General features: G+C 62.4%; 12 protein-coding genes. 6 read left to right on the plus strand and 6 right to left on the minus strand.

Annotated elements, in window-relative coordinates:
• Together ACR3FF_RS23260 and ACR3FF_RS23265 are read left to right on the plus strand one after the other, a co-directional pair.
• Positions 1 to 756: RNA-guided endonuclease TnpB family protein (locus ACR3FF_RS23260; RefSeq protein WP_458190519.1), on the plus strand; the 756-nt coding region annotated here is incomplete at its 5' end.
• An 82-nt stretch (positions 757 to 838) separates the two neighbouring features.
• Entirely contained in the window at positions 839 to 1,237 is a 399-nt protein-coding gene (locus tag ACR3FF_RS23265) for an Hsp20/alpha crystallin family protein (protein ID WP_458190520.1), read from the plus strand.
• On the opposite strand, the gene ACR3FF_RS23270 is transcribed toward ACR3FF_RS23265, so the two are convergent.
• The 5 genes from ACR3FF_RS23270 to ACR3FF_RS23290 all read right to left on the minus strand — a co-directional run bounded on the left by ACR3FF_RS23270 (position 1,156) and on the right by ACR3FF_RS23290 (position 6,799).
• A complete protein-coding gene (locus tag ACR3FF_RS23270; protein WP_458190521.1) occupies positions 1,156 to 1,983 on the minus strand; it encodes a S1C family serine protease in 828 nt (275 codons plus the stop codon). The two genes, ACR3FF_RS23265 and ACR3FF_RS23270, sit on opposite strands and share 82 nt — an antisense overlap.
• 184 nt (positions 1,984 to 2,167) lie before the next feature.
• Positions 2,168 to 3,316, minus strand: a complete 1,149-nt coding sequence (metX, locus tag ACR3FF_RS23275; protein WP_458190522.1) for a homoserine O-acetyltransferase MetX — start codon at positions 3,314 to 3,316, stop codon at positions 2,168 to 2,170.
• The gene (locus ACR3FF_RS23280; RefSeq protein WP_458190523.1) at positions 3,313 to 4,590 is read right to left on the minus strand and encodes an O-acetylhomoserine aminocarboxypropyltransferase/cysteine synthase family protein; all 1,278 of its coding nucleotides are present in this window, start codon (positions 4,588 to 4,590) and stop codon (positions 3,313 to 3,315) included. Before ACR3FF_RS23280 ends, metX begins: the two co-directional genes overlap by 4 nt.
• A gap of 175 nt (positions 4,591 to 4,765) precedes the next feature.
• The gene (locus ACR3FF_RS23285; protein WP_458190524.1) at positions 4,766 to 5,935 is read right to left on the minus strand and encodes a pyridoxal-phosphate-dependent aminotransferase family protein; all 1,170 of its coding nucleotides are present in this window, start codon (positions 5,933 to 5,935) and stop codon (positions 4,766 to 4,768) included.
• Between the two features lie 183 nt (positions 5,936 to 6,118).
• Positions 6,119 to 6,799 carry a TIGR00266 family protein gene (locus tag ACR3FF_RS23290; RefSeq protein WP_458190525.1) on the minus strand — a complete coding sequence of 227 codons (681 nt, stop codon included), beginning with the start codon at positions 6,797 to 6,799 and terminating at the stop codon, positions 6,119 to 6,121.
• A 179-nt stretch (positions 6,800 to 6,978) separates the two neighbouring features.
• Between ACR3FF_RS23290 and ACR3FF_RS23295 the strand changes: the two genes are divergently transcribed.
• From ACR3FF_RS23295 to ACR3FF_RS23305, 3 genes are all read left to right on the plus strand, one after another.
• The gene (locus ACR3FF_RS23295; RefSeq protein WP_458190526.1) at positions 6,979 to 7,560 is read left to right on the plus strand and encodes a DUF1684 domain-containing protein; all 582 of its coding nucleotides are present in this window, start codon (positions 6,979 to 6,981) and stop codon (positions 7,558 to 7,560) included.
• Positions 7,561 to 7,819: 259 nt separating this feature from the next.
• Positions 7,820 to 7,969 carry a DUF7563 family protein gene (locus ACR3FF_RS23300; RefSeq protein WP_458190529.1) on the plus strand — a complete coding sequence of 50 codons (150 nt, stop codon included), beginning with the start codon at positions 7,820 to 7,822 and terminating at the stop codon, positions 7,967 to 7,969.
• Positions 7,970 to 8,031: 62 nt separating this feature from the next.
• Entirely contained in the window at positions 8,032 to 8,325 is a 294-nt protein-coding gene (locus ACR3FF_RS23305; protein WP_458190527.1) for a GIY-YIG nuclease family protein, read from the plus strand.
• Here the strand turns inward: ACR3FF_RS23305 and ACR3FF_RS23310 are convergent.
• A complete protein-coding gene (locus ACR3FF_RS23310) occupies positions 8,322 to 8,909 on the minus strand; it encodes an NADPH-dependent FMN reductase (protein ID WP_458190528.1) in 588 nt (195 codons plus the stop codon). The two genes, ACR3FF_RS23305 and ACR3FF_RS23310, sit on opposite strands and share 4 nt — an antisense overlap.
• Before the next feature lie 254 nt (positions 8,910 to 9,163).
• On the opposite strand from ACR3FF_RS23310, the gene ACR3FF_RS23315 reads away from it, so the two are divergent.
• Positions 9,164 to 10,546, plus strand: coding sequence for a phosphoglucomutase/phosphomannomutase family protein (locus tag ACR3FF_RS23315; RefSeq protein ID WP_458190530.1), 1,383 nt, complete (start codon positions 9,164 to 9,166; stop codon positions 10,544 to 10,546).
• Positions 10,547 to 10,900: the final 354 nt, after the last annotated feature.

Below are 10,900 nucleotides of genomic sequence, written 5' to 3' on the forward strand. Positions count from 1 at the left end.
GCCGTCGAATACGAAGTAGACGAACCTGAAACGGACGGTGACGAGACGTACATCGGTTTTGATATCGGAGAATCCGCGTTGATTACGGGCTGTGCCCTCAAGCGCAACACACCGACGAAGCCGATGCTCGAAAGTGGCAGTCGTGCCCGACACCTCCGCAAAGAGATGTATACAACCCTGAAACGCCTTCAACAGCGAGACGCGTCCGAGTGGCGAGTGGACGAACGATTCGACCACTACCAGAACGCGCTCACAGACATCGTGGAGAAAGCGTCTCGGAACGCTGTTGAATACGCTCGACAATTCGAGAATCCGGTTATCGTCCTCGAAGACTTGTCATTCATCCGCGAGCGGTTGGATTACGGCAAGTACATGAACCGACGCTTGCACGCATGGGCGTTCGCCAGACTACAGGGTCGTATCGAGGATAAAGCAACCGAGTTGGGTATCCCCGTTCGGTTCGTGAATCCGTCGTACACCTCGAAGACGTGCCACGCCTGCGACCACATCGGGCGACGGAGTTCACAAGCGGAGTTCCGCTGTACAAACGACGACTGCCACGTGTCGACATTCCAAGCAGATATTAACGCGGCGGCGAACATCGCCGGTCGCGTAGACCCGTGGGGTGAGAGCGTTCCTTGGAAACCGGAACGCGATGACACGCCACAGGATGGGAGCGGTTGTGACACCGCCACAGTCCACCGGAAGACGAGTGCGAAACCCGCACAGATGACGCTTTCGGCGTATTCGGACTGAAACCTACGGCATTGCCGGAATCCCACTGTTGTGGGAAGCCCCGTCGTTTACGACGGGGAGGATGTCACTATCGGTGATTATCGTGGAACGATACACTCCTTTCGAAGAGATGGACCGACTGTTAGAACAGATGCGAACCCGAATGTCGGGACTCGATGACCCACGAAGCCAACTACGACGAGGGACCCCCATCGACCTGGCCGAACGCGACGGCAAGTTCGTCCTCGTCGCCGACCTCCCCGGATTCGAGAAAGAAGAGATCGACCTCTCGATTCACGACGGCGTGGTCATCATCGCCGCGAAACACGAGGTGACCGGCGACGAGTTCGCCCGCTCTCGCACGGTTTCAGAGCGCGTGACTCTCCCCAAGACGGTGGAGAAAGAGGAGATTACGGCGACCTACCGCAACGGTGTCCTCGAAGTCTTCTTCCCCATCGTGGAGGACGGAGCATCGGAAGACCGCATCGAGATTACCGACTGATTCGTTCGCATCGACCCGTTCGGTCGTTCAGCGTTCTCGATGATCGGCGGTACTTCCTCTCGAACCACGCTTGCGGGAATCGCGAAGCCGAGGTTTTCGCCCTCGGCGATTCCAGCGGTGTTGACACCGACAACGCGACCCTCACAGCTCACCAACGGACCACCACTGTTACCCGGATTGATGGCTGCATCGGTCTGGAGAGCGCCCGGAATCGAGAATCCTCGTCGAACCGGAATCGTTCGGTTGACCCCGCTGACGACACCCTCCGTTATCGTCCCCTGGAGACCGAGTGGGTTTCCGATGGCTGCCACGCTCTCTCCGGGCTCTGCTGGGGTTTCGGCGAGCGGGAGAGAGCCAGAGTAGTTCGGTACGCCCTCGACCTGCAACACTGCGAGGTCGACTTCGGGAGAGGTTCCGACGACTTCGGCATCCATGAACTCTCCTTCGTTGAACTGTACTTCGACGTCGTCCGCCATCGCTATGACGTGTTGGTTCGTGACGATGTGGGCAGAGTCGTTCGTGCCATCGGTCTCGTAGACGAACCCCGACCCTTCTCCGACACCCTGCGGTGTTTCGACCCTGACTGCGACGACCGAATCTATCGTCTGGTCGTACAAGGTGGAGAAATCGCACGTCTGTTCCTGCGCGTGAGCGATTCCGTTGCCCGATACGATGGTGCTCGAGACGACGCCCCCCGGGACGAGCATCACGAGGACGACGACGAAAGTGAGTGGTCGATTACGCATCTCACCTCCCAAACGCCGCCGAGGGCAATGAAAGCCATGGCGTCATACGTCGGTATCGAATGACTTCTCGAAGGAGGCTCCGAGTCCTTGGTTCGGCTCTCCGATGAGACACCCCGATCGTCCGCGAACGGGATTCGACACCCGGCTACTGTGCGGCTGGGGGGCGTCCGTTCCCGCAGTACACTCAGTGTGCGAACAGACTGGCGTGAACCGGCGCGAACCGTTCGGGCCCGGGGGCGAGAAAGCTGCGAATCGGTGGGCCGACCCGTTCCGGTTCAGTGAGAAATGCGTCGTGGCCGTGGTCGCTGTCGATGGTGTGGTGTGTCACCGCCACGCCTGCGTCACGGAACGCCTCGGTGAGGCGGTCTGCCTGTTCGACGGTGAAGTGCCAGTCGCCCGAAATCGAGAGGACGAGTGCCTCGCCATCGAACTCGGCCAGTGCGTCGGCGTCGGAGTCGAACCCCGCAGAGAGGTCGTAGTTCTCCATGGCGTGCGTGAGATGGAGGTAGCTGTTCGCGTCGAACCGCCGGACGAACTTCTGTGCCTGATAGTCGAGATAGCTCTCGACGTCCCGGTACGTCTCGGTGTCAGGGGCGAACCCACCGGGACCGTCGTCGGACGCGAACGACCGGGGCGGACAGTCCGCGAGTTGCCTGCCGAACTTGCGCTCCATCGAATCTTTCGAGAGGTACGAGACGTGGCCGAGTTGTCGGGCGAGTGCGAGACCGGCGTCCGGGTGGTCCGGGTAGTAGTCGCCGCCCTGCCACACCGAGTCGGAGGTGATGGCTCGACGCGCGACTGCACAGAGAGCGAGCAGTTGCGGGTCGAGGCGGGGCGCGGTGGCGATGGGAATCACGCGCTCGACTCGCTCGGGATACCGCTTCGCCCACTCGATGGCGTTCATACCGCCGACGCTCCCGCCGACGACGGCCCGGAGCGTCTCGATTCCGAGGTGGTCGAGTAGGCGACGCTGGGCGCGCACCCAGTCGCCGACGGTGACGCTCGGGAAGTCGGAGCCGTACGGTTCTCCCGTCTCGGGATTCGTGCTCGCCGGGCCCGTCGTCCCGTAGCACGACCCGGGGACGTTCACGGAGACGACGAAGTGCTCACGCGTGTCGATGGCTTTGCCGGGGCCGACCATGTCGTCCCACCAGCCGATTCCCTGTCCGTCGGCGGTGTCAGAACCGCCGGTCACGCGGTGGCTTCCCGTCAGCGCGTGGCAGACGAGCACCGCGTCGTTACCGGTGTGCTCGCCGTACGTTTCGTAGGCGAGTTCCAACTCGGGGACGCTCCCGCCGCGCTCGAACTCGAACGGGCCGAGCGAAACCGTCATCGTGTCGCCTCCTCGATTGCGGCGTCGAGGTCGGCCAGGATGTCGGCGGGGTCTTCGATACCGACCGAGAGGCGGACGAGGTCGCGTGTCACGCCTGCTTCTTCCTGTGCGTCCGGCGAGAGTTGAGCGTGCGTCGTACTCGCGGGGTGGATGACCAGCGTCTTCGCGTCGCCGATGTTTGCGAGGAACGAAGCGAGGTCGACCGTCTCGCAGAACGTCTTGCTCGCCTCGAACGAACCGAGTCCGAAGGCGATCATGCCGCCGTATCCACCCTCCAGGTACCGACTGGCGTTCTCGTGTGTCTCGTGGGATACGAGGCCGGGGTAGGCGACCCACGCCACCTCGTCGTGGTCTGCGAGGTACTCCGCGACGACGGCCGCGTTCTCGCAGTGGCGGGTCATCCGGAGCGCAAGCGTCTCCATGCCCTGAAGGGTCTGCCAGGCGTCGAACGGGGACTGTTGATTGCCGAGGCTGCGAACGCTCCGGAACCGGGCGGCGGCGGCGAGCGGCGCGTCCGAGAAGTCCTGAGAGAAGTCGACGCCGTGGTAGGCCGGGTTCTCGCCCGCGAGTTCGGGATAGCCCTCCCAGTCGAAACTGCCGCCATCGACGACGACGCCGCCGACGGTCGTCCCGCTCCCGTGAAGCCACTTGGTCGTGGACTCCCAGACTACGTCGGCACCGTGTTCGAGCGGACGACAGAGCGCGGGCGTCGCGAAGGTGTTGTCCACCACGAGGGGGACGCCGTGTTCGTGTGCGGTCGCCGCCACGCGCTCGAAGTCGGGCGTGACGAGCGACGGGTTGCCCACCGTCTCGACGTGGACGAAGGCGGTGTCGACGTCGATGGCCTCGGCGTAAGCGTCGTAATCGAGCGTATTCACGAGTCGCGCGTCGATTCCCCGGCGGGAGGCAGTGTGCGAGAAGTAGGCGGTCGTTCCGCCGTAGGTGTCGGTCGAGACCACGACGTTGTCACCCGATTCGGCGAGAACGAGCGTGATAGCGTCCAGCGCGGCCATCCCGCTGGCGGTGGCGACTGCGCCAGAGCCACCTTCCAGTGACGCGATTCGGTTTTCGAGCGACTCGACGGTCGGGTTGCTCAACCGGGAGTAGATGTGGCCGTCGGCCTCTAACGCGTATAGGTCGGCGGCGTGGTCGGCGTCCTCGAAGGCGTACGAGGTAGTCTGATAGAGGGGCGGCGCAACCGCCCCTGTCGCGGGGTCCGGTCGCTGTCCCGCGTGAACGCTCCGGGTATCGAATCGGGGCTGGTCGTCGCTCATGTGTATGAAGCATATTCCTGGAGAATTTTATAACCGCCAGTTACGGCAACGTTTGCGGAGTGTGGTTGGTCGTCACAGGGTGGGTGAAAAGCGAGCGACTACACGAAGGCAGGAAACGATGAGAAAGCACACGTTCTCATCGGCGTCGTAGAACTGGAATAGGGGGCGTTCACCGTCAGCGCAGCTGTTCGCGCGCCGCCGCCATCGCGGCCTCCAGGTCGACGTCTTCGCCGACCTCGTGGAACGCCTCGCCGATGGCACGCACACCGCGCAGAATCTGCTCCGAGGAGAGATGGCCCATGTTGCTCACGCGGAAGATTTCGCCGCCGAGGTGAGCCTGCCCGCCGCTGATGCTCACGCCGCGGTCGGCCACGGCGTCGAAGAAGGCGTCCGGATTCTCGCGGACACTGGCGGGGAGCGAGATGGCGGTGAGCGTGTTCGAGTACTCCGATGCGTCGTTTCGCTCGGGGAACGACGACAGCCCCATCGCGGTGAACGCCGACCGGAACGCCCGCGATTGCCCGCGGTGGCGGGAAATTCGCTCGGGCATCCCCTCGTCCACGATGTGCTCGACTGCGAGCGCGAGACCGCGGAACAGCGGAACCGCGCTCGTGAACGGCGTCTGGTGGGACTCCGCCTTGCGGAGGTGCCAGTCTAAGTCCTCGTAGAACGGGGCACTCTCGCCGTCGAAGGCGTCCTGTGCGCGGGGTGTGGCGTACATCGCGCTCGTTCCCGGCGGGGCTGCGAGACACTTCTGGGCGTCCGTGAGTGCGACGTCGACGTTCCACTCGTCCACGAGGAACTCGTCGCCGCCGATGGAGGTGACCCCGTCCACGACGAAGTACGCGTCGTGCTCGGCGGCGACGGCACCGACTTCGGCCACCGGGTTCAGCAGACCGGTACTCGTCTCGTTGTGAACCATCGTCACGACCTTCGTCTCGTCGCTTACCGCCTCACTCACCGCGTCGGGGTCGACGGATTGGCCCCAGTCGAACGATACGGGCGTCACGTTCGCGTACCGGTCGGCGATGCGCTTGAACCGGCGACCGAACTTCCCGTTGACGACGGCGACCACCTCGTCGTCGGTCCCCGCGAGGTTGGCGACGGCGGCCTCCATCGCCATCGTCGCCGTCCCGTTGAAGATGAGGCTGGTGCCACCGCTCGTGGTCGGCGTCTCGTCGAGCGACGACCGCTCGAAGATATAGTCGAGACCGTCCTGTGCACGCTCGTACACCGACTCGAACTCCGACGAGCGGTGTGAGACCATCGGTTCGCTCATCGCCTTTCGAACGTCGCGCGCGAGCGGAACCGGGCCGGGGTTGAGTAGGAGAAAGTCCTCTCGCATACCCCACCGTTCTACGTCCCGGTAAATAAGCGTCGTGCGGTACGCAAATTCCGCCTGTTGTCGCCGGGGGTGAGCCCACCGGACGACGAGTGGGTGACTCCTCCCCGCCCTAAAGGACGGGGTTTTAGCGCCCTACCATCGGGAGAACTGTCGCCGAACGACTTCGGAATTTTCGAGCGACGCTCAGCAGTCTCGTGAGGATTCTCCGGGGAGGTTCGGCACGAGCCAGGCGAGGAACGTCGCCGGACTGCGCGATTGCGTCCAGATGGTACCCGGCCCTTCGAACTCGCAGAATAGCCCCCGCCCGGTTCCGTACGGCGATTTAGCGCCCTCAACGTGTCGAATCGAGAAATCGACCGTCTCCTCGAAGGCGACGACGTGGCCCGTGTCTACGACGTGCTCCTCGCCGGGGTCGAGGCTGACGACCGAGATGGCTCCGTAACTCGCCAGAAACGCCAGCCCTGCCCCCGACAGCTCGAGCAAGAAATCACAGTCGCCTTCGGCGAACGTCTCGTCGTCACTGAACTCGGCGTCGAGTTCGACGGTCGGCTCTGCGGCGAGGAACGAACACGACTGGACGTACAGTGTCTCGTCGCGGAGTTCGTAGTGGGAAACGTCGCCCGGAAAGGGCGGTGCCAGCGTGACCGTGCCGGGGTAATTCGCGGTGACGATGGTCGAGAACTGCGTGTCGGGGTCAAGCACCGACCGCCGTTTCGACTCCGGCAACCCGCCGTCGTCCGACTCGACGGAGATACCCTGCGAAAAGCTGACGACGGATGCTGCCGCGGCGCGGATTCGCTCGTCGTCGGCCAGTGTCAGTTCGAGGTCGGCGAACGTTGGCCGGTTCGTAAACTGGTAGTCCATACCCGATTGAGCCACATCGTGCAGAGGCATAGCACTCGTGGCCTCGTTCACAGTGGGAAGACAGTCGGGCGGCGTCTCCCGATTCGGGAGCGGCGACTTCGAGACGGAGGAGGTTCCACGACGCCCCACCGGGAATCGACTACGGAACTGTTACCCGACCGGATTACCTACCCTCTGGCATGACTGATGCGAGCGACCCTGCGAGCACGACCGACCTCGCCGCCGACGACTGGCGCAACGAACTGTCGAGACTCCGTGAGGAGAAAGACGAGTTTCTCGGCGACCACCCGCAGTCGCCGATTCCACCTGAACTGCGCGACGAGTTCGACGGCCTTTCGTACTTCGAACCGGACGAGGACTTCCGCGTGACCGCTACAGTCACCGTACACGACGAACCGGAACCGCTCGAACTGGAGACGACCGCCGGACCGCCACAGCGGTATCTCCGGATGCTGACGTTCTCCTTCGAAATCGACGGCGAGGACTGTTCGCTGTCGGCGTACCAGCAGGAGCGACAGGAAGCGCTGTTCGTCCCCTTCCGGGACAAGACGACGGGGCAACAGAGCTACGAGGAGGGACGCTATCTCGACCTCCATCCCGAACGCGAACTGCAAGACGGTGACGAGGTGACGCTGGATTTCAACCTCGCGTACGCGCCGTTCTGTGCCTACAGCGAGACGTTCTCTTGCCCACTTCCGCCCGAGGAAAACTGGCTCGACGTACTAGTTCGCGCCGGCGAGCGCGACTGGGACCCGAACTGACCGTCGAACGTGGTCGGGGGAACGGACAGCCGAGTGTTCATCTATCTCCACCGGAAGCGAGGGAGGGGGTTCAGACCCGTTTCTCGATTCACCAAGTATTCATTCCGAATCGCCAGAACAGGGTGGTCTTCGACCCCCCAATTATCTATTGTGGAAACAAATATTCTCGAATCACGAATTTGGGTGAGAATTTGGAAAGGATATTTAGTGGTCGACCACCAAGAACTGTATGCCGGCGACCGAATCGCTGGCAACTAGCATGCCAAACTGCGACCACTGTGACGCGCACGTGTCCGAACGATTTGCGCGCGTCTTCGCTGACGAACACGGTCACATCCGCGCTTGTCCTGCCTGCTCGGCGAACGCAGGAATCGCCGAGGTGGCACGACAGCGTGCGCAACGAGCATAGCCCGACGAGGTTGAAGGGCGGAATCGACAGGAACAAGACGAACCACGCGAAGCCTGTCAGGTGTGACTACCCACTGGGTTTACGTCGTCGAATGCAGTGACGGCAGTTTTTACACCGGATATACGACCGACGTAGCACGCCGCGTCGCGGAACACGACGACGGCGAGGGTGCGAAGTACACCCGTGGGCGGACGCCAGTCGAGCTCGTCTACTCCAAACGATTCGAGTCGAAATCCGCCGCGATGTCCCGCGAGTACAAGATAAAACAGTTCAGTCGCGCGGAAAAAGAACGACTGGTCGAAATCGGACCATCGAAAGAGGTTCGACCGGAGACCGCGGAACGACCGGTCGATTAGTCGTCTGCCGTCGCTTCGTCCGTCTCGTCCACTTCGGTCGAGGTGACCTCGGGCGTGATGAACGCGTATTCGACGGCCTGGCGGCCGAGTTTTCGGGTGCGCTCTTCCAAATCTTTGTCGATGAACTCGCCGTCTTCGAACTGGTCGTACGCTCTTCGGATACCGACCTGGTGGGGCAGGGCCCAGCCGTGAACGCCACGAACCGTGATTCGCATGTGGTCCAGCGTGCTGCTGTAGGTACCGCCACCTGCAACCGCGAGCAATCCGACCGTCGTATCCTCGAACTCGTCGAAGCTACAGTAGTCGTGGACGTTCCGGAACGCCGAGGTGTACGACCCGTGGTAGACGGGACTGCCGAGGACGACCGAGTCGGCCTCCCGAATCTTGCGTTTTATCTCCACTGCGTCTTCCGGTTCCTCTTCGTCCGGGTCGAAGATGGGAAGGTCGTACTCGCGGAGGTCGATGAGTTCCGTCTCCGCGCCAGCACTCTCTGCGGCATCTAATACGTGTGTTAGCGCGGTTCGCGTGTGGCTCCCGTCGCGCATGCTCCCACACACTGCGACGACGTTCGGTACTGCTGGCATTATTCACCCCTTTCGTACCGCGAACGTATAACCCACACGTTCCGCTCCACTCGTTGCCGCATACGACCCGATTGAAACGTCTCGGAACGACGACCCGACCTCGAACCCGTCTCACGTCGTCTCCATCTCATACTCGAAACATCACCACTGGGAAACAAAACGCTTCCCGGAAGCCGATTTTTGTAGAAACTCCATCATTTGTTTGGGTGGTGGAACACGGTGGTTTTTTCGACCCCGGCGAAGACGGACGGAGTATGGACACGCCGATTTCGTTCGGAACTGACGGCTGGCGGGCAACGTTGGACGAGTTCACGTCGCCGCGCGTGCAGATAGTCGGCCAGGCGGTCGCCGACTATCTTCACGAGGTCGAAGACCGGGCAGGCGAGACGGTCGCGGTTAGCTACGACGCCCGCGATACGTCACGCGGATTCGCGGAAGACCTCTGTCGAGTCCTCGCGGCGAACGGCTTCGACGTTCTCATTCCCGAGCGAGACACGCCCACGCCTATCCTCGCCTGGACCATCGCCGACCGCGACCTCGCCGGTGGCCTGATGATAACGGCCTCACACAACCCGCCGGAGTACAACGGCGTGAAGTTCATCCCGGCGGACGGCGCGCCCGCTCTCCCCGAGGTGACCGACCAGATAGAAGCCAGACTCGCCGAACCCGACCCGCTTCCCGAAGACGACCACGGAACGGTCCGCGAGATGGATTTCGTCGCCTCCTACGAAGACCACGCCTTCGACCTCGTCGAGAGCGACTTTTCGGACCTCTCGGTCGTCTACGACGCTATGCACGGAAGCGGTCGCGGCGTCACCGACCGCCTGCTCGAAGATGCAGGCGCGAACGTAGAGCGCCTCCACTGCGAGCGAGACGCCGAGTTCGGCGGCACGCCACCGGAACCCGACGCCGACCACCTCCAGGAGTTGGTCGCCACGGTCCGAGACGGCGACGCGGACCTCGGTATCGCCAACGACGGTGACGCCGACAGGCTCGCCATCGTGACCCCCGACCGCGGCTTTCTGGACGAAAATCTCTTTTTCGCCGCGCTGTACGACTACCTGCTCGAAGACGATTCGGGGCCGGCGATTCGAACCGTCTCGACCACCTTCCTCATCGACCGCATCGCCGAAGCGCACGGCGAAGACGTCCACGAGACCCCAGTCGGGTTCAAGTGGGTCGCGCAGGCTATGGCCGAGTACGACGCGCTCGTCGGCGGTGAGGAGAGCGGTGGGTTCACGATTCGCGGTCACGTCCGCGAGAAAGACGGCGTCCTGATGGCCCTGCTCGCCGCCGCGGTCGCCGCGGAACGTCCCTTCGACGAGCGCGTGGATGACCTGCTCACGGAGTTCGGCGAGATTCACCAAAACAAGATTAGTCTCGATTGTCCCGACAGCGAGAAAGAGCGCGTCCTCGCCGACCTCGAAACCGAACTCCCCAACGAAGTCGCGGACCACGACGTCGAAGACGTGGTGACGAAAGACGGGTTCAAAATCCTGCTCGACGACGGGTCGTGGATGCTCGTCCGACCGAGCGGCACCGAACCCAAGATGCGCATCTACGCCGAAGCGGAGAGCGAGAAACGCGTCAGCGAACTGCTCACCGCGGGGAAGAAACTCGTCGAACCGCTCGTGTAGTCCGGAACGCAATCGCTCGGTACAGTTCTCGTATGCATCCCCCGACTCGGCGGGGCTACCACCACAAACCTCTCTTCTTCAGCCTTCACTCGTTCGTTTTCGTGAGTGACGGACGACTGCTTGGCGTTCGGTGATAAACCGACATTCGCCATACGAAATGAGAGAGACCGCTTTCCACAAGTTCGGGATCTCAAATTCTACAAATCACTAGAGTATTGACATCTTGAAAGAACAGCGGTTGCTACCGCTGTGGTCGACATTGTTCACCGATGGTTCTGAATCAGTCGTTTCGACGACTAATGTGAAGCGCTGATAGCGCTCCTGACTCGTGTTCAGGACACGATGCAAGCCGAA

It is taken from the genome of Haladaptatus ordinarius, from assembly GCF_054177595.1.

Excerpts from the sequence above, each read along its gene's own strand:
- ACR3FF_RS23290 (WP_458190525.1), bottom strand. The coding sequence starts at position 6,799 with ATGGACTACCAGTTTACGAACCGGCCAACGTTCGCCGACCTCGAACTG.
- ACR3FF_RS23285 (WP_458190524.1), bottom strand. The coding sequence starts at position 5,935 with ATGCGAGAGGACTTTCTCCTACTCAACCCCGGCCCGGTTCCGCTCGCG.
- metX (WP_458190522.1), bottom strand. The coding sequence starts at position 3,316 with ATGACGGTTTCGCTCGGCCCGTTCGAGTTCGAGCGCGGCGGGAGCGTC.
- ACR3FF_RS23295 (WP_458190526.1), top strand. The coding sequence starts at position 6,979 with ATGACTGATGCGAGCGACCCTGCGAGCACGACCGACCTCGCCGCCGAC.
- ACR3FF_RS23315 (WP_458190530.1), top strand. The coding sequence starts at position 9,164 with ATGGACACGCCGATTTCGTTCGGAACTGACGGCTGGCGGGCAACGTTG.
- ACR3FF_RS23270 (WP_458190521.1), bottom strand. The coding sequence starts at position 1,983 with ATGCGTAATCGACCACTCACTTTCGTCGTCGTCCTCGTGATGCTCGTC.
- ACR3FF_RS23300 (WP_458190529.1), top strand. The coding sequence starts at position 7,820 with ATGCCAAACTGCGACCACTGTGACGCGCACGTGTCCGAACGATTTGCG.
- ACR3FF_RS23280 (WP_458190523.1), bottom strand. The coding sequence starts at position 4,590 with ATGAGCGACGACCAGCCCCGATTCGATACCCGGAGCGTTCACGCGGGA.
- ACR3FF_RS23310 (WP_458190528.1), bottom strand. The coding sequence starts at position 8,909 with ATGCCAGCAGTACCGAACGTCGTCGCAGTGTGTGGGAGCATGCGCGAC.